Source organism: Streptomyces sp. ML-6 (assembly GCF_030116705.1).
GTDB lineage: Bacteria > Actinomycetota > Actinomycetes > Streptomycetales > Streptomycetaceae > Streptomyces.
This window is the reverse complement of the sequence record NZ_JAOTIK010000001.1, coordinates 7,735,929-7,753,691: the sequence shown is the minus strand read 5'-3', so window position 1 is coordinate 7,753,691 and position 17,763 is coordinate 7,735,929. Positions and strand designations below refer to the sequence as shown.

Sequence of the window (17,763 nt, the reverse complement as noted above, 5' to 3'; positions counted from 1 at the left end):
GGGCGTGGTGCCCGGGCCGGATTCCGCCGGGCAGCCGCTGTGGCAGCCTGCCGGAACCGGTTCGACAATTGAGACACCCGGCACGGGCCGCGCCGCCCGGCAGCCCAGCCCGGCGACCTCGGAGCAGGAATGACCGATCACGACCAGCAATCGAGCAGATCGGTTCCGCCCCGCCTGCTGATCGACCGGACGCGCAACAGCGAGACCGCAACGGCCCAGCGGCTTGCCATGAACCGGACGGGCAGTTTCGAGTGGAACGTGGAGGCCGACACGCTCGACATCGACGATGCCGGGCTGCTGGTGTTCGGTCTGGACCCCCATGCCTTCGACCGTCGGCCGGAGACCGTGATGGAGCGGCTCGAACAGTCGGAGCGGACCCGCCTCGAAGTGGCGATCGACGAGGCGATCAAGAGCGGGCGCAGTTCGTACAGCGTGCACTTCCGGGTGCCGCTGGACAACGGCAAGGAGCAGTGGACCCATATCCAGGCCCGGATCCTGCGCACCGAGGACGGTCAGGTGCAGCGGATCATCGGGGTGGTGCAGGACACCACCGCCGAGGTCACCCATTCGGCCTTCGTGCTGGATCTGGAAAAGCGTCGGCAACGCCAGACCAGCATCGTTGAACGCACAACGAGCGCCTTGTCGCGAGCGGTGACCGTGGACGACGTGACCGCGTCGCTCACCGGGCCGGGCGGGCTCGCCCGGCTCGGTGCGGACGGACTCTCGCTCGGGCTGGTCGAGAACACCTCGATGAACGTCATCGCGCTGAGCGGCGATTCGGTGGAGGCGATCGACGAGCTCCGGTACACGGGCCTGGACCGTGATTTCCCGCTGGCCGACACGACCCTGAGCGGCCGGCCCAGATTCCTGACGTCGGTCTCCGCACTCGTCCACCGCTATCCGGCGCTGGCCCCTCATGCCGACCGGATGGAGTTCCGTGCCGCCGCCTATCTGCCGCTCGTGGCCCAGGCGCGCTCCCTCGGCACCCTGGCGCTCTTCTACCGCGAAAGAACGGTGTTCAACGCGGACGAACGCAATCTGTGCCTGGGACTGGCCGCCATCGTCGCCCAGTCCCTGCAACGCGCGAAGCTCTTCGACGAGGAACGCGAGTTCGCCACCGGTCTCCAGTCCGCGATGCTGCCGAGGCGGATCCAGGAGATCGAGGGCGGCGAGATCGCCGTGCGTTACCACTCGGCCTGGAGCGGCCGGCAGGTCGGCGGCGACTGGTACGACGTGATCGCACTGCCCAAGAACCGGTTCGGGATCGTGGTCGGCGACGTGCAGGGCCACGACACTCATGCCGCCGCCACGATGGGGCAGCTGCGCATCGCCCTGCGCGCGTACGCCGCCGAGGGGCACTCGCCGTCGACGGTGCTGGCGCGGGCCTCGCGCTTCCTCTCCGAGCTGGACACTGACCGCTTCGCGACCTGCACGTACGCCCAGGTCGATCTGGCGTCGGGGACCGTACGGGTGGTCCGCGCCGGGCATTTCGGGCCACTGATCCGGCACACGGACGGCCGGGTCGGCAGCCCCCAGGTACGGGGCGGTCTGCCACTGGGCATCTCGACCGACTTCGGGGACGAGGAGTTCCCCGAGACCCGGCTCGACCTGGTGCCGGGCGAGACCCTCGTCCTGTACACCGATGGTCTGGTGGAGGAGCCGGGGGCCGACATCGACTCGGGCGTCCGTACGTTGATCAACGAGGTGAACGCGGGGCCGGCGGGCGCCCAGGCACTGGCCGACCATCTGTCGGAGCGGCTCTGGGAACGCTGGGGTTCGGGGGACGACGTGGCCCTCCTGGTGCTCCGGCGCAGCCCGGATCCTGGTTCGCCGCGGGCGCCGCGGCTGCACCAGTACATCCACCAGGCCGACCCGGAAGGGCTCTCCGACGCCCGTACCATCGTGCGCCAGGCCCTGACCGACTGGGACATGGCCGAGCTCGCCGACGACGCGGAGCTGGTCACCGATGAATTGCTGGTGAACGTCCTGCTGCACACGGAGGGCGGGGCGGTGCTCACTCTGGAAGTGTTGCCGGAGCCCGTCCGCCGGGTCCGGCTGTCCGTGCAGGACCGCTCCAGTGCCTGGCCGAGGCGGCGCAGCCCCGGCGAGACCGCGACGTCGGGGCGGGGGTTGCTGCTCCTGGACGCCGTCGCCACCCGCTGGGGGGTCGAGCCCCGCGGGGAGGGCAAGGCGGTCTGGTGCGAGATCGGCCCCCCGGTGCCGCCCGTGTCCACCGCCCGGTCCGCAACGGAACCTGTGTGAGGAACCGCCCATCCCGGGCCGGTCCGGGCGAGCCCGAGGACGGGGCTGCGGTTCCGCCGGCGACGCCGGCGCGTTCAGAGCCGTCGGTGCATGATGTGCAGTCCGACCAGCCCGCGCTCCGGGTGCTTGAACCCCTCCGGCAGGGTTCCCAGGATCTCGAAGCCCAGCGACCGGTAGAGCCGGACGGCGTGGGTGTTCGTCTCCACGACCGCGTTGAACTGCATGGCCCGGAACCCCGCCTCGCGGGCCCACTCCAGGGTGTACTCGCACAGGGCCCGGCCCACCCCCTGCCCCGAGTGTTCGGGATCGACCATGTAGCTGGCGCTGCCGATGTGCGAGCCGTTGCCCATGTGGTTGTTGTTCATCTTGGCCGTGCCGAGGATCGTCCCGTCGTCGTCGACCGCGACAACCGTACGGTTGGGGGACTTGAGGAGCCACCAGGATTCGGCCTCCTCCTCGCCGAGGTCGAGAGGGTAGGTGAAGGTCTCGCCTGCGGCGACGATTTCGTGGAAGAACGGCCAGATGGCGGGCCAGTCCTCGGTGGTGGCTTCCCTGATCAGCATGGCAGCCAGGATGCCCGTACCGATCTTCGTCCGCGACCTGTTTTCCCACCCGTCGCGGATCTCCTGCCTGCGTGAGCAACGTTTTCATCCTTCTTCGCTCCCTCACGCGCCGTGCGGCGCACGGCCCGGTGCGGGGCGCCGACCGCGCCCGGGCCCGGACACGCGCCTGCGCAGACGGAACCGGGCGAGCAGGCCGGGCGCGGTCCCCACCGCCCCCGCCGGAGCCGCCCCCGAAGCGGGCGTCGTCGCCCACCCTGACGCCGGGTCCGGGCCGGGAGCCGAGTCATGCGCCGTGGACCGACCGGCCACCGCGACCGGGCCAAGGGCCGCAACCGGGTCAGACGCCGGAACCGGAACCGACGCCGGGAGCGGGTCGGGTACCACGGTCGGATCAGGCAGCGCAGTCAGGTCCGGGACCGGTGGTCGATCCGGGACCTGCTCCGGGGCCGGTACCGGGCCAGGGGTTCGAAAGGGGTCCGGCATCGGGGCCGGAGTGGGCACGACCACCGCGGGCACTGCCTCGGCTTTGGCCTCGGGGCCCCGTTCGGGGCCCGGACCGGTCTCCGTGCCGAAGTCGATTCCGGCTCCTGAATCCGCTTCGGCTTCGGGTCGGTGCTCCTGCCTCGGGGCGGGGAAGGGACGGGGGCGAGAACTCCATCCGGCGTCCGGGCGCGGAGCCGGGCGGACTTCCCGGGCGTTGTCCAGCTCCATGATCAGGCCGACCCGCCGCCACAACATCTCGTCCGGTTCGTCGGCCCGCATCAGCTGCGCCACGGTTTCCCGGGCCGACGGCGAGGACATCGGCGCGAAGGACGGTTCCGGCCGGATCCTGGCGAGGTAGGCGCGTTCGTACGGGTCGTCGACCACCTCCGCCAACTGCACCGGGTCCAGCGTCTCGGCGACCACTGCCGCCCGCGTCCAGGGGTCCTCCGTGAGGTGCAACAATCGCTCGACCCGGCGCGAACGCCAGTTCCGTGCCCGGTGGTCGGCGCCCTCCGCCAACCGGTCTCGTACCCAGGCGGGGCTCCTGCCCGTCAAAAGTTCGGGTTGCCCGGCGGCGAACCCGGCGAGCTCCTCCGCGAGGTAGAGCCAGACAACCGCCCGGTACCGGTTGACGTAGAGCGCGATCGGGGTGAGGCATCCGGCGCGGGCGAGCCGGGTGAAGCGGTCGGGGCTGATGCCCAGCAGGTGGGCCCCTTCCGCGGTCCCCACCGCGCACACCTTCTCCCGCAGTGCTTCCGGGAACCCGTCCTGGGACCGGAGCCGTTGGACCTCCGCACGGTCGACCCTGGGCCTTCCGCCGCCCTGTCGCACCGTCAGCCGGATCAGTCCCAGATGCACTGCGATGGCGAACTCACCGCGTTTCAGCAGGAGTTCCCGCGCGGCCGTGCCCATGGCGATCGTGTCCGCGGTGCCGGTGCCGACGTCCGCGCCCATGTCCCGCGCGCCCTCGGCCCCCGTGTGGCCGCCTTCGGTAACAGTCATGACGCTCTCCCCCGTGAGGATCGATCACTCTCTGTGATCACCGTAACGCGGAAGAGGAATCGCCCGCCCAGCCTGTGGATAACCTCGTGGCCGGGTCAGATCTCGTCGCCCTCCTCGCTCCCGGTCTGCCTCGCGGCAACACCGAGATGCTCCCCGACCCTGTTCACGAGCAGTGTCATCTCGTACGCGACCTGGCCGACATCGGCCTCCGCCTCGCTCAGCACGCACAGACAGCTGCCGTCCCCGGCCGCCGTCACGAACAGCATCGCCTCGTCGAACTCGACCATCGTCTGCCGGGGCTTCCCGGCCCGGAAGTGGCGTCCCGATCCGCGGGCGAGGCTCTGGAGCCCCGATGCGACCGCGGCGAGGTGTTCCGCGTCCTCGCGCGCCAGGTCCGTGCTCGCGCCCGTCACCAGACCGTCGTTCGACAGCACCAGCGCATGCCGTATGTACTCGACCCGGCTCGTGAGGTCGTCAAGGAGCCAGTCGAGTCCCCTGTCAAGCGCCATTTCCCCGCTCCTCCCCGCTCATGCGTTCCCCATGCCCCGTGCGCGTAAGCCTTGCGCACCGGTCACGCGGGGGCAAGCACTCCTTCGCCATGTGGCCGGGTCCGGGTCCCCTTGGGGGAGTTCGTCCCACGGGAGCCGGAAACGATTCCGCCCGGGGGCTCCGAAGGGGCGGGACGAGGGCCCGAATCGCCCGGGGAAGCGCACAGAACCCCTGGTCGCAGCAATCATGGCCGTCCGACCGGTTCGTCCGTGCGGTCGGCCGGATCCCCCGCCTCGACAAGGAGTTCCTCCGTTCACTGTGGCCGGATCTCGTCGACGGCACTCAGCAGATGTCCGGCACCTACACTGAACCCTTCGGGTGCGAGGAGCCGGCCACACGGACAGGGAGAGCAAGAGTGTCGACAGCTGCCGACGGCGGGTTCGAGGATCCGCCCGCCGAGGTGCTGACGGAGGCCGCGGCGGCCTTCGGCCTGCTGGCGACGCCCGCACGGCTGCACATCGTGTGGGCCCTGTCCCAGGGCGAGAGCGATGTGACGGGCCTCGCCGACCGGGTTGGCGGCACACTCCCCTCGGTGAGCCAGCATCTGACGAAACTGAAACTGGCGGGACTGGTCCGCTCGCGGCGTGAGGGCCGCCGCCAGGTGTATCTGGTCGACGATCCCGATGTGGTGACCGTCGTCCGGCTGATGGTGGGTCAGCTCACCGAACGTGCCGGTCGCAGACCGGCGCGGTCCGTGCGCCTGCGCGAGCGGGGCGCCTGAGAACGGCGCCGGGCCGGGGCGCGGCACGGCTGTTGTCGCACCATGCCCCGGCCCCGGCCTCTTCCTCACCGCCGCTTCCGCCTCGCCCGGCACCGCCGCCCGACGCCGTACGCCCGCGCCCGCTCCCGCTCCCGCGTCCGGCATAAGGTCAGCCGTACGAGAGGTTCGCGCACGGGTCGTCGTCGGCCGACCGCGCCTCGTCGGCGACGGCGGACGGGACGCCGGAGGATGCCGGTTTCTCCGGTGCGGCCGAGGGGTTGGCCGCGTAGGAACTGCCGAGGATCACCCGGATCCCGGGGAGGTCGGATGCTGTTGCCCTGGCTCCGGCGAAGAGCCTCGCCGTGGTCTCCGCCTCGTCCCGCAGTCCCGGGCCGTACTCGACGACGGTCGTGGCATGGTCCTGTCTGCTCGCCGTGGCCGTGTTGGTGACGGTGAAGTCCCGGGAGCGCAGGAGTTCGGCGGCGCGGGCCGCAAGCCCGGTGACCGTGGTGCCGTTGTAGACGGCGACGTCGATGCCCTTGCCGGAAACCGGGGCCGTGGGTGGGGCCGATTCCTTGTCCTTCTTTTCGTCCTTGCCCGCCCCCTTGCCGCTGGCGTCCTTGCCGTCGACTGTCCGGTCGGCCTTCAGCGCGGCCCACAGCGCGTCGGCGTCCGGTTCGACGATCGCGACGCGCGCGCCCTCGTAGCGCCAGGGAACCGTGACGAACTTGGTGTTGTGCAGGTCGACGTTCTTCATCGACATGGCGAACGCCAGGAGCCGGTCGGCCGAACCGAGCCCGGGATCGACGGTCATCGCGTCGGTCGCCGACTTGGCCAGGGGCAGCAGGGTCGTGGGGTTCAGCCCCTGGGACTTGATCTTCTTGACGAGGGAGGCGACGAACGCCTGCTGACGCTTGATACGCCCTATGTCCGAGCCGTCGCCGATGCCGTGCCGCAGCCGGACATAGTCGAGCGCCCGCTGCCCGGAGACGGACTGCGGTCCCTTCGTGAAGATCAGGTCGCCCCGGGTGGGCCGCTTCGGGCTGAGGTCGCGCTGGTAGATGTCCTTGGGCAGGCACACCGGTACTCCGCCCACGGCGGAGGTCAGTGCCGAGAATCCCGCGAAGTCGATGACCACGGTGTGGTCGACGCGCAGGCCGGTGAGCTGTTCGACCGTGTTCTGCGTGCAGGCGGGGTTCCCCTCGGGCGTCTCCCCCACCGAGAACGCCCCGTTGAACATCACGTCGTGCTGCGGCGCCGTCCAATCGCCCCCCGGCTTCTTGCAGGCCGGGATGTCCACGAGGGCGTCACGCGGAATGGACACGGCGACCGCGTGCTCGCGGTCGCCGTACACATGGAGCAGGAAGGCGGTGTCGGAGCGCCCCACCGTCCCCGTACCGCCGCCCAGTTTGACGTTGTCGCCCGAGCGCGAGTCCGAGCCGATGACCAGGACGTTCTGTCCGTTCGACGAGTCGGGCGGCCGGTTGTCGGAGATCCCGTCCGCACTGAAGGTGGCGATGCTTCCGCCGAGCTTGAGGTAGCCCCACCCGACACCCGCGACGAGCAGCACGAGGAACGACAGCCCGAACATGGCTGTCCGCCGCAGGCGACTGCCCCTTCCCCTGCGCGTTCCCGCTGTGCGACTTCCCGTCATCGACCATCCCATCCATCCGGCTTCCATGGGGTAGGACGTGCTCCGCCACCTCATGGTTGTACAGTTGCGCAATGTAGCAAGCATTGATGTTCGGGCGGGTCCCCGGACCTGCCCGCAGTCACCCTGAAGCACTGTCCGCGGACGCCGGGCGGAAACACCGGCCAGAGCACCGAAAGGAAGGGCGGCACGCACATGTTGCGCAACGGCCTCGAACCCTGGCACCTGTTGATCGTGGCGATTGTGATGATCGCGCTGTTCGGCTCGAAGAAGTTGCCGGATGCGGCCCGGGCCCTGGGCAAATCCATGCGGATCCTGAAGAGTGAGGCGAAGGCCATGAAGGAGACCGATGCGCAGGAGCCCCGCACCGACTCACGTGTCCAGGGCGCCGGTTGACCAACGTACGTCACCTCGCCCCGCCGTTCACTTCAGGGCTTGCGCAATTGAGGGAACCATGGCTGTCACGCCGTCGTTCCCTCCGGTGACGGCCGAAGGAAGCGCTGTTCACCACATCACCGAATCGCTGGACCAATTGATCGTTGGAGGATGTTCATGGGTGTGACCCTGGCCAAGGGCGGCAACGTCTCCTTGTCGAAGGAGGCACCCGGCCTGACCGCAGTGACGGTCGGCCTGGGCTGGGACGTGCGGACGACGACGGGCGCCGACCACGACCTGGACGCGAGCGCGCTGTTGTGCTCGAACACGGGCAAGGTCCTCTCCGACCTGCACTTCGTCTTCTACAACAACCTCACCAGTCCGGACGGTTCGGTCCAGCACACCGGTGACAACCTGACCGGTGAGGGCGAGGGCGACGACGAGTCCATCAATGTGGACCTGGCGACGGTCCCAGCGGATGTGGCCAAGATCGTCTTCCCGGTCTCGATCCATGACGCGCAGAGCCGCGGGCAGAGCTTCGGCCAGGTCCGCAACGCGTTCATCCGTGTGGTGAACCGGGCGAACGGCATCGAGCTGGCCCGTTACGACCTCAGCGAGGACGCCTCGACCGAGACCGCCATGGTCTTCGGCGAGCTGTACCGGCACGGCACGGAGTGGAAGTTCCGGGCCGTCGGCCAGGGGTACGCCTCGGGCCTGGCCGGTATCGCGTCCGACTACGGCGTCAACGTCTGATCCGGAGGCGGTACGGACGACGGACGCGGGCCCTCCCGGCTTCCCGGTGCCGGGAAGCCGGGAGGGCCCGCCCACCGTCATCGGCCGTACGGTGCGACTCGGTACAGCCTGGTACGGGCCCAGCCCGGCACGGACACGCCCCGGCAACCGCGCGATCATGTCCTCATGGCCGACGACCACACGCATGTCCAGGAATTCTTCACGGCCCGCGCGGTGGACTGGGATGCCCGGTTCGCCGATGACGGACCCGCCTTCGACGAGGCCGTCCGCTCCCTGGGGCTGGGGCCCGGGGACGCCGTGCTCGATGCCGGGTGCGGTACGGGGCGAGCCCTTCCCGCCCTCCGTGCGGCCGTCGGACCCCACGGCACGGTCGTGGGCGTGGATCTGACGGCGGCCATGCTGGAGTCGGCGGTACGGCCCGGCGGGCGGCTGGCGCTCTTCCACCCCGTCGGGCGGGCCGCCCTCGCGGCCCGGCACGGCCGCCGGCTCACGGGCGACGACCTGCGCGCGGAGCACAATCTCCGCCCCTTGCCGGCGCGTTCGGGCTGGCGGCTCGATGTCTACGCCGACGAGGACGAACGCTTTCTCGCCCTCGCGGTGCGGCTGCCCTGACTGGCGCGCCCCGGTCCCGTCCCGCCGTGCTCACTCCGCCGGGGCGGCGGGATGCCGGTCGTGCGGGACCGGGCAGCCGCCGACTCCCGGGCGCGGGAACGTACCGAGCGCGGAGAGCTCGTAGCCGTTCGGGTACCCCTTGATCTCCGGGTTCTGCCGGGCGTAGTGCGGGGCGGTGCGCGGCGGCAGGAGGCGCACCGCCCGGGCCCGCAGGCGCAGGGCGCCGTGGACGAGGCCGCAGGTCATGAGCCCCGGACGCTCGTACCGGAAGGCCCTCAGCAGCGAATCGTCGAGGAGCGCCAGGGCGGCCTTCCGGGCGGCGGGGGCGAAGGGGCGGGGGTACCAGGAGGCCATCAGGTCGAGCGTGGCGTCGGAGACCCGGCGTCCTCCCTCGTCCCAGCCGAAGTGCTCGGCCTCGTAGGTGTCGAGGGTCTCCTCGAAATCCTGGTACGACCGCGGCAGGTCCTTGATGCCCATGTGGGCGCCCAGGGTCCGGTAGTAGGCGGCGCACGCCCGCAGTTCGTGATCGGACAGCCGGCGCCAGCCGTAGTCGTCGATCCACCGCTTCGGGGTGACGACGAAGGTGCACAGGACGTACCGCATGTCGTCGTTGCTGATGTCGTAGCTGCGGTGCATCTGGTTGATCCGGCGCAGGGCCGTGCGTCCCGGGTCGCTGTCGAAGCCGTGCTCCACGACGGCGTCGAGGAGCAGCGCGGTGTCGTCGTAGCGCTTCTGCGTGCGGTCCGTCATCTCGGCGGTCCGGGCGAGGAGCCGGCCGATGCTGGGCACGGCGTACGTGCGGTACAGGGCGAGTTCGAGGGCCCGGGCGATGTCCCAGGGGAACTCGTACGTTGCCGTGATCCGGTAGATCCGGAGGAAGTCCCGTTCCGGATCGAGGTGCTGGATCTCCTTCAGCCGGTCGTACCGCTTCACTGGGCTGCCCCCTCGCCTCGGTCCGGAGGCTCAACTTATCGCTGATGGGGAGCACCACGAATACGTTCCGGCCAGTCATGCGCACTCGCGGTTCCATCGGGGTGGGCCGCTCCGGAGGAACCCCTCATGGCCCGTTTCCTCCTTTGTCAGGGCCTCGACGAGTGGGTTACCGACTGGTTAGGGTGCGCCGACGGACAGGGATGAGGGACGAGGAGGGTGCCGTGGCCGGGACGAACGACACAGTCGCCGATGACGACGCGCTGTATGTGCTGACCGCGGCGCTGCTGACACCGGCGCAGTTCCCGAGCCTGCTCGGCGACGACTACCCGGCCGCGTGTGCCGCGTTCGCCCTCGAACCGTACGCCGAGGGCTACGGTCTCGTCCTCGGCCAGGACGGCGGCGGTGCGCGGTGGACCGTCGTCGTCGAGGACGTGTCCCTGGTGGCCGTGGCCATCGCGGCCTGGGACTGCGGCATGGAGTACGACCTCTCCCCCGACGACCGTTCGGTGGTCTGCGCGCTGCCCGGCTGGCCCCTTCCGGTGGCGGTCGCCGCCCCGGGCGTGGCGGCCCCGCACGACCCGTTGCCCGATCCGGAGGCCGAGGGCACCGACCCCACGCCGTTGGCGCCACCCGACACGGATGCGTGGGGGCCCGCCCAGCGGCGCATGGGAGCGGACGAGATAGCTCACCAGTGGGCAGCCTGGCGCGAACAGCTCGACGGCGACCCGGCCTTCGGCACCCCGGCCGGGGCGGAAGCGGATTCCGTTTCCCCGTCCGACCCCCATACTGGTCTCGACACCGACACCGGTGCCGGAGCCGTTCCGGAGGCCGGATCCGAGTCCCGGGCCGATCCCGGGCCCGCCGGTCCCGGTGCCGGTGCCGGTGCGGACGTACGGGTCGGCGCCACCTCCGAGGAACCGGCCGGTGCAACTCCCCCGGGGGCGCACCCCGGGGTGCGCCGGGCGCTCGCGGAGGCCCGTGGTTACCTCGACACCCCGCCGCCGCCCGGCCGCGTCCGGTCCTCCTTCGCCCCGGGCGATGCCCGGATGCTGCGTGCCGACGGCCCCGGCTGGTCCCTGGTCGCCCGGACCGACGACATCGCGTTCATCCTGCTGGACGAGGAGCCGGGCGAGGTGCTGCCGGTGGGACGCGGCACGGAGCTGCCCGGCCTGCTGAAGGCCCTCGACGCGCTCGCGGTGCGTCCGGCCTGAGCACGAGGGCGGGCGCCCGGACGGAGGGCCGGGCCGGAGGCAGCACCGGTCCGTCGCACCCTCGTCTCGTCCCTACACGCGCTCCAGTGCCTGATGCGGCCCTGCGGGCAGTTCGACCTCGATCGGGTCGCCCGGCCGGACCACCCCCCCGGCCGTGACGACGCCCATGATCCCCGCCTTGCGCACGATCCGGCCCGATTCGTCGCGGCCCACGACGTGCTTGAGGAGGCCGTCACGGAAGTTGTCGATCTGCAGGCAGGGGTTGCGCAGTCCGGTGACCTCGACGACCGCCTCGTCGCCGAGGCGCAGCAGGGCCCCGACTGGGAGGGCGAGAAGGTCGATCCCCGTGGTGGTGACGTTCTCCCCGAGATCGCCCGGGGAGACGTCGAATCCGGCTTCCCTCAATTCGCCGAACAGTTCCTCATGGATGAAGTGGACCTGGCGCAGATTCGGTTGGGTGGGGTCCTGCGCGACCCGGGAGCGGTGCTTGACCGTGACCCCCGCGTGCACGTCCCCCTCCACGCCGAGGCCGGCAAGAAGCCGGATGCTCTCCCGGTTCGGTTTGGTGAACGAGTACGTCTCGTTCCTGCTCACCGTCGTCACCCTCCCGCTCAATGCGGATTCCCTCCTGTCAGCGCCCTATTTCCTTGCGGGTGATCCTACGGAGCCTGCGTCGCTGGGAGGGATCCAGGAGCAGGTACGCAATGGCCGGAACGCCGATCAGGACCAGCAACGACAACCAGAAACCGATGAACGGCATCAGGATCACCGCTACGACGACTCCCCCGATGGCGATCTTCGCGCTGTTCGACATCGTCCACACCTCCTCCTTCGCGGCCCGGAGCCGCTCCTGCTGTGAGAACGCCTCCGCACACCGATCGGTTCCGGCCCGCCCGAGGCGCTCCGTTCCGGGCCGGTGTCTCACCGCAGGGGCTCACCGACCTCGTGCATGTGGCGCAGGGCCTGCTGGTAGGACTCGATCAGCCCGGTCTCCGCGTACGGCATGCCGAGCGCCTCGCAGTGGGCACGCACCATGGGCTGCGCCAGGCGCAGGTGCGGACGGGGCATGCTCGGGAAGAGGTGGTGCTCGATCTGGTAGTTGAGCCCGCCGAGGAACCAGTCGGTGAGGAGGCCGCCACGTACGTTGCGCGAGGTGAGGACCTGGCGCTGGAGGTGGCCCCAGCGTTCGCCGTCGGGGTCGGGCATCTCCATGCCCTTGTGGTTCGGGGCGAAGGCCATGCCCAGGTGGAGGCCGAACAGCGCGTGGTGCACGAGTGCGAAGACGACGGCCTTCCCCGGGGACAGGACGGTGAGCAGCAGCGCCGCGTAGAGGCCGAGGTGGGCGACCAAGAGCAGCGCCGAGAGCGCGCGTTCCCGGGCGGGCTGCCGGCGCAGGTACTGGAAGCCGGAGACCTTCAGCGCGATGCCTTCGAGGAGCAGCATCGGGAAGAAGAGGCGGGCCTGGTTGCGGGTGAGCCAGCGGGCGAAGCCCTCGCGCTGGGCCGCCTGTTTCCGGGTCCAGACCAGGGCGCCGACGCCGACGTCCGGGTCCTTGTCGATGTGGTTGGGGTTGGCGTGGTGGCGTACGTGTTTGTCGTTCCACCACGCCTCGTTCATGCCGAGCAGCAGGTTGGCGTGGAAGAGGCCGATGGCCCGGCCCGCCCTGCGGGAACCGGTTATCTGGGCGTGTCCGGCGTCGTGTCCGACGAACGCGACGCGCGACCAGAAGAGGGCCAGTGGCAGCGCGAGCGGCAGGGTCCACCAGGTGTCGCCGAGAAGGAACATCCCGGTGACGACGGCGCCCAGCGCGGTCAGATCGGTGGCGATGCGCACCGCGTACCACCCGGTGCGCCGTTCCATGAGTCCTTGCCCCTTCACCGCCCGCAGCAGGGGCGCGAAGTCGCTTCCCTGGGGCGAAGCGGCTCCATCGCCGTCGGGGTCCGCGGTGCTTCCTCTGCTGTCACGGGTGCCCTCCACGGCGGCGGTTACGGCCTGGGACATGAGGTCTCCGGTCTCTGAAAAGCTGGGCTGATCTGTAGAAACGTAGGGCTGCCGCGGTGTGGCGACCATGGCGCCAGCACCCGGACCGTCCGGGGACAACCCCCGGCGTCGCAGGGGGGCCTGCCCCACCCCCGAAAGGTGGTTGGGCCCCTGAACCGTGCGTGTCCGGGCGGCCGGGCCTCGCGGGAAGGAACAGCCGGACATCTCGGAAGTGATGTGGATCACGATGATTCGTCGCGCGGGGACGGACGTGGGTGGAGTACCCTCGGCGACCCGACTGCCCACTAGTCAAATTTGAGGAACTCGGCGTCACTGTGCACAGACTTCCTGCGGCAACACTTTCCGAGATCTCTGCTCTCTCCTCCTGCTCCGTGGTCTTCCTGCCCGGCGATCCCGCCCGTGCCGGCCGTTTCGCCTTCTGGTATGCGGACGGCAGCGCTCCGCCGGACGCCCCCGGTGCCGTGGAGGAGCTGGACGTCGTCGGTGCCGACGTCCGGGTGCACTCCGTACTCGCGCGCATGGTCCCGGTCCACGACGCGCTGCCCGTGCTGACGCGGGCACGGATCGCGGCGCACGCCTCCGACGCTGCGGCGTTCTGGGGCGCGGCGGCGCTCCTCGCACTCCACATCGCGGCCCGGGGGCTGCTGTTGCCGGGGCTCAGCGCCACGGACCACGACGCCTGGCGGGTCGGACCGCTGACCGCCGACGACCAGTCACGGATCCGTACCCTCGCGGCCTCGATGCCCCCCACCGCCCACGCGGTGCCGCTCGACGGGGACGCCGAGCCCGTTCTCCTGCCCGAACCCGAAGTGCTGCTGCGGGCGTTCCTCGACGCCGTGGCGGACGGTCTGCCGCGTTCCCCGGCCGCGGCGTTCGCGGGCGGCGGCCCGGCGTTCACCGCCGACGAGCCGCAACGTCTTCCCGATCAGCGGGCCTGGGTCGCCGATGTCGCGGCCGGGCACGACGCGGGCGTCCGGCTGTCGCTCCGGGTCGAGGTGTCCGGGCTGACGGCGCCGGAGGAGGACGAGGAGGGGGCCGCCGGGCCCGCCTTCCGGGCCGTCCTGCAGGTCCACAGCGTCAGCGACCCGGCGCTGGTCGCCGATGCCGCAGAGGTCTGGTCGGGCGGTGCGGGCACCGCCGCGCTCGGCCCCCGGGCCCGGATGGACACCCTGTTGGCGCTGCGCCGGGCCGCCCGCGCCTGGCCTCCACTGTCCCCGCTGCTGTCCGCCGCCGTGCCCGATTCCGTCGAACCCGCGGACGACGAACTCGCCGACCTCCTCGGCCCCGCCGGGCGGGCGCTCGCGGCGACCGGGGTCCAGGTGCACTGGCCCAGGGAGCTGGCCCGCAAGCTCACCGCACGCGCGGTGATCGGCCCGGCCGACGGCGGGGACGGGGACGACGAGGAGCGCAAGGGGTTCGTGCCCACCGGTTCCGACGCGCCGTCGCTCATGTCGGCCGACGCGCTGCTGGCGTTCGACTGGTGGTTCGCCCTGGGCGATCAGAAACTCAGCCGGGCCGAGCTGGACCGCCTGGCCGAGGCCAACAGACCGGTGGTGCGGCTGCGGGACCAGTGGGTGCTGATCGATCCCGAGGAGGCGCGGCGCGCCCGCGAGAACCAGGACCGCAAGATCGCTCCGATCGATGCGCTCGGGGCCGTGCTGACCGGTTCCACCGAGGTCGACGGCCGCCGGGTGGAGGTGCGGGCCACCGGGTGGCTGGAGCGGCTGCGCCGGTTGGTCGCCGACCCGGAGGCCGCCGGGGAACAGGGCGGGGCTCGGCCGGTCGGCCAGCCCGCCGCACTCGCCGCGACGTTGCGCGACTACCAGCTGCGCGGGCTGAACTGGCTGCACACCATGACCTCGCTCGGTCTGGGCGGCTGCCTCGCCGACGACATGGGGCTCGGCAAGACCATCACGCTGATCTCCCTGCACCTGCACCGCCAGGGCATCGAGGAGGCAGCCGGGCCGACCCTGGTGGTCTGCCCGACGTCCCTCATGGGGAACTGGCAGCGGGAGATCGAGAAGTTCGCGCCGGGCACACCGGTGCGGCGCTTCCACGGCGGGGCGCGCAGCCTCGCCGGCCTGGAGGGCGACGGGTTCGTCCTCACCACGTACGGCACGATGCGGCTCGACGCGGCACGGCTCGCGGAGGTCCGGTGGGGCATGGTGGTCGCCGACGAGGCCCAGCACGTGAAGAACCCGTACTCGGCGACGGCCAAGCAGTTGCGGACGATCGGCGCGCGGGCCCGGGTGGCGCTCACCGGCACCCCGGTGGAGAACAACCTCTCCGAACTGTGGGCGATCCTCGACTGGACGACGCCCGGTCTGCTGGGACAGCTCGGGACCTTCCGCACCCGCTACGCGCACACCGCGGAGGGCGGTGACCCGGCGGCCGCGGAGCGGCTCGCCGCGCTGGTGCGGCCGTTCCTGCTGCGGCGGCGCAAGTCCGATCCGGGAATCGCTCCGGAACTGCCGCCGAAGACCGAGACGGACCGCACGGTGTCGCTGACGGCGGAACAAACGGGGCTGTACGAAGCGGTCGTGCGCGAGACGCTGGAGGCGATCTCCGGTGCCGACGGTTTCGCCCGGCGCGGTCTCGTCGTCAAGCTGCTGACGGCCCTGAAGCAGATCTGCAACCACCCTGCGCAGTACCTGAAGGAGGAGGAGCCCCGGATCACGGACCGTTCGGGAAAGGTGGAGCTGCTCGACGAACTGCTCGACACCATCCTGGCGGAGGGGGCGAGCGTGCTGGTGTTCACCCAGTACGTGCAGATGGCCCGGCTGCTCGAACGGCATCTGGCCGGGCGCGGGGTGCGAACGCAGTTCCTGCACGGCGGCACCCCGGTCGCGGAGCGCGAGGCGATGGTGAACCGTTTCCAGGCGGGCGAGGCCCCGGTCTTCCTGCTGTCGCTGAAGGCGGCCGGCACCGGCCTCAACCTCACCCGGGCGGGCCATGTCGTGCACTTCGACCGCTGGTGGAACCCGGCGGTCGAGGCACAGGCCACCGACCGTGCGTACCGGATCGGCCAGACCCAGCCGGTGCAGGTGCACCGGCTGATCGCCGAGGGCACGATCGAGGACCGGATCGCCGACATGCTGGCCCGCAAGCAGGGGCTGGCGGACGCGGTGCTCGGCTCCGGCGAGGCCGCGCTGACCGAACTGACCGATGCGGAACTGGCCGATCTGGTGAAACTGCGAGGGGGCGCGCGATGAGCGACGGTTATGACGGGGACCGGTACGACGACGGCATGTACGGGGACGACGAGGGTGGTGCGCCGGGGCAGGAACGCACCTTCGCCGCGCTGCCGCCCACACACGGCCGGGGCTTCGCCGGTTCCTGGTGGGGCCAGGCGTGGCTGAAGGCGCTGGAGGACACCGCGCTCGACAACGAACAGCTCAAGAAGGGCCGCAGGTTCGCCCGCGAGGGCCGGGTGGGCGCGGTCACCGTGCGGCCCGGCCGGATCACGGCGGTGGTCCGGGACCGGGACTCGTCCACGTACCGCAGCGACGTGCTGCTCCAGGAGCTCGACGAGGCGGACTGGGAACGGTTCCTGGCGATGGCCGTCGAACGGTCCGGGCACATCGCGGCGCTCCTGGACCGGGAGATGCCGCCGCACCTGGTGGAGGACGCGGCGGCGGCCGGGGTCGAGCTGCTGCCGGGTATCGGCGACCTGGATCCGGAGTGCACGTGCGAGGCGTGGGACCACTGCCCGCACACCGCGGCCCTGTGCTATCAGGTGGCGCGGCTGCTGGACCAGGACCCGTTCGTGCTGCTGCTCGTGCGGGGGCGCGGTGAGCGGCGGATCCTGGACGAGCTCCAGATCCGCATCGCGGCCCTCGCGGAGGAGCACGGGCAGCCCGGTCCGGACGCAGTCGGCGGAGGCGCTGTCCGGGGCGTGCGGGCGGACGAAGCGTTCGCGGCGCGGGACATCCTGCCCCCGTTGCCCGCTCCCCCGCCGCTGCCCGCGGAGCCCGGCGCCGCGCCGTCACTGGATACGGAGACCGAGCCGCGTCCCGGCGTCGATCCGGCGGCCCTGGAGGTGCTGGCGACGGACGGCGCGGCCCGCGCCCACCGGATGCTGACCGAAGCGCTCCGGCCCGGGCACGGGGAACAACCGCCGGCCGCGGGGCTGACGCCGGAGCAGGACGCCGTGCGGCTGGCCGCGGAGGCCCGGCCGGAGTCCCGGATCATGACGCGGCTGGCCACCGGGTCGGGGCGGCGACGGGCCGAGCTCGACGCGGCGGTGCGTGCCTGGCACCACGGCGGGGCCGCCGCGCTCGCCGTGCTCGACGAGGAGTGGACCCCCGATCCGGAGTCCCTGGCGCGGGCGCGGTCCCGGCTCGCCGGGGCGTGGGAGGAGGGCGAGCAACCCCGGCTGCGGTCGGCGGGCAACCGTTGGACCGCGGTGGACGAGGGCGTACAGCTCCGTTACGGGCGGGACGGGCGCTGGTGGCCGTACCGTAAGGAGGGCGGGCGCTGGATGCCGGCGGGGCCGGCGGACGACGATCCGGCGGCCGCGCTGGGCGGCTCGGCCGTCTCGGACGGCTGACCTGCCCGTTCGCCCGGCCGGTTCGGCGCCCGGCGGTGGGTGGGGCCGTGTGCTCCCGCCCCCCGCCCGTCGTCGCGTTCTGCCCTCCCGTTCAGCTGGACGTCACCGTGCGTTGACGA

At 71.4% G+C, this 17,763-nt stretch carries 16 protein-coding genes; 8 read left to right on the top strand and 8 right to left on the bottom strand.

What is annotated here, in order from left to right; genetic code table 11:
- The first annotated feature begins 129 nt into the window (after positions 1-129).
- On the top strand, positions 130-2,262 hold the full coding sequence (locus OCT49_RS33845; protein WP_283855603.1) for a SpoIIE family protein phosphatase: 2,133 nt from the start codon (positions 130-132) through the stop codon (positions 2,260-2,262).
- Between the two features lie 74 nt (positions 2,263-2,336).
- Here OCT49_RS33845 and OCT49_RS33840 read toward each other — a convergent pair whose 3' ends face one another.
- The 3 genes from OCT49_RS33840 to OCT49_RS33830 all read right to left on the bottom strand — a co-directional run bounded on the left by OCT49_RS33840 (position 2,337) and on the right by OCT49_RS33830 (position 4,819).
- Positions 2,337-2,825 carry a GNAT family N-acetyltransferase gene (locus OCT49_RS33840; RefSeq protein ID WP_283855602.1) on the bottom strand — a complete coding sequence of 163 codons (489 nt, stop codon included), beginning with the start codon at positions 2,823-2,825 and terminating at the stop codon, positions 2,337-2,339.
- Positions 2,826-2,927: 102 nt separating this feature from the next.
- A complete protein-coding gene (locus tag OCT49_RS39925) occupies positions 2,928-4,310 on the bottom strand; it encodes a DUF6397 family protein (protein ID WP_349632818.1) in 1,383 nt (460 codons plus the stop codon).
- A 95-nt stretch (positions 4,311-4,405) separates the two neighbouring features.
- Positions 4,406-4,819 carry a roadblock/LC7 domain-containing protein gene (locus OCT49_RS33830; RefSeq protein WP_283855601.1) on the bottom strand — a complete coding sequence of 138 codons (414 nt, stop codon included), beginning with the start codon at positions 4,817-4,819 and terminating at the stop codon, positions 4,406-4,408.
- A 395-nt stretch (positions 4,820-5,214) separates the two neighbouring features.
- On the opposite strand from OCT49_RS33830, the gene OCT49_RS33825 reads away from it, so the two are divergent.
- Positions 5,215-5,580 carry an ArsR/SmtB family transcription factor gene (locus tag OCT49_RS33825; RefSeq protein ID WP_283855600.1) on the top strand — a complete coding sequence of 122 codons (366 nt, stop codon included), beginning with the start codon at positions 5,215-5,217 and terminating at the stop codon, positions 5,578-5,580.
- Positions 5,581-5,728: 148 nt separating this feature from the next.
- Here the strand turns inward: OCT49_RS33825 and OCT49_RS33820 are convergent, their stop codons facing one another.
- Positions 5,729-7,240, bottom strand: a complete 1,512-nt coding sequence (locus OCT49_RS33820) for an LCP family protein (RefSeq protein WP_502963496.1) — start codon at positions 7,238-7,240, stop codon at positions 5,729-5,731.
- Positions 7,241-7,405: 165 nt separating this feature from the next.
- On the opposite strand from OCT49_RS33820, the gene tatA reads away from it, so the two are divergent.
- The 3 genes from tatA to OCT49_RS33805 all read left to right on the top strand — a co-directional run bounded on the left by tatA (position 7,406) and on the right by OCT49_RS33805 (position 8,950).
- Entirely contained in the window at positions 7,406-7,606 is a 201-nt protein-coding gene (gene tatA, locus OCT49_RS33815) for a Sec-independent protein translocase subunit TatA (protein ID WP_148832937.1), read from the top strand.
- A 156-nt stretch (positions 7,607-7,762) separates the two neighbouring features.
- On the top strand, positions 7,763-8,338 hold the full coding sequence (locus OCT49_RS33810; protein ID WP_283855598.1) for a TerD family protein: 576 nt from the start codon (positions 7,763-7,765) through the stop codon (positions 8,336-8,338).
- A 165-nt stretch (positions 8,339-8,503) separates the two neighbouring features.
- Positions 8,504-8,950, top strand: coding sequence for a methyltransferase domain-containing protein (locus tag OCT49_RS33805; RefSeq protein WP_283855597.1), 447 nt, complete (start codon positions 8,504-8,506; stop codon positions 8,948-8,950).
- A 30-nt stretch (positions 8,951-8,980) separates the two neighbouring features.
- Here OCT49_RS33805 and OCT49_RS33800 read toward each other — a convergent pair whose 3' ends face one another.
- Entirely contained in the window at positions 8,981-9,883 is a 903-nt protein-coding gene (locus tag OCT49_RS33800; protein WP_283855596.1) for an oxygenase MpaB family protein, read from the bottom strand.
- A 221-nt stretch (positions 9,884-10,104) separates the two neighbouring features.
- On the opposite strand from OCT49_RS33800, the gene OCT49_RS33795 reads away from it, so the two are divergent.
- Positions 10,105-11,094 carry a hypothetical protein gene (locus OCT49_RS33795; RefSeq protein WP_283855595.1) on the top strand — a complete coding sequence of 330 codons (990 nt, stop codon included), beginning with the start codon at positions 10,105-10,107 and terminating at the stop codon, positions 11,092-11,094.
- A 72-nt stretch (positions 11,095-11,166) separates the two neighbouring features.
- Here the strand turns inward: OCT49_RS33795 and OCT49_RS33790 are convergent, their stop codons facing one another.
- From OCT49_RS33790 to OCT49_RS33780, 3 genes are all read right to left on the bottom strand, one after another.
- On the bottom strand, positions 11,167-11,697 hold the full coding sequence (locus OCT49_RS33790; RefSeq protein WP_283856025.1) for an MOSC domain-containing protein: 531 nt from the start codon (positions 11,695-11,697) through the stop codon (positions 11,167-11,169).
- 28 nt (positions 11,698-11,725) lie between these two features.
- The gene (locus OCT49_RS33785) at positions 11,726-11,908 is read right to left on the bottom strand and encodes a tail-anchor membrane protein (protein ID WP_283855594.1); all 183 of its coding nucleotides are present in this window, start codon (positions 11,906-11,908) and stop codon (positions 11,726-11,728) included.
- 107 nt (positions 11,909-12,015) lie between these two features.
- Positions 12,016-13,095: a fatty acid desaturase family protein gene (locus tag OCT49_RS33780; RefSeq protein WP_283855593.1), complete on the bottom strand. Its 1,080-nt coding sequence runs from the start codon at positions 13,093-13,095 to the stop codon at positions 12,016-12,018.
- Between the two features lie 314 nt (positions 13,096-13,409).
- Here OCT49_RS33780 and OCT49_RS33775 point away from each other — a divergent pair, with 314 nt between their 5' ends.
- Positions 13,410-16,307 carry an SCO1167/SCO6262 family helicase gene (locus OCT49_RS33775; RefSeq protein ID WP_283855592.1) on the top strand — a complete coding sequence of 966 codons (2,898 nt, stop codon included), beginning with the start codon at positions 13,410-13,412 and terminating at the stop codon, positions 16,305-16,307.
- Positions 16,304-17,644 (top strand): SWIM zinc finger family protein, encoded by a 1,341-nt coding sequence (locus tag OCT49_RS33770; protein WP_283855591.1) that lies wholly within the window; start codon positions 16,304-16,306, stop codon positions 17,642-17,644. Before OCT49_RS33775 ends, OCT49_RS33770 begins: the two co-directional genes overlap by 4 nt.
- Positions 17,645-17,763 lie beyond the last annotated feature (119 nt).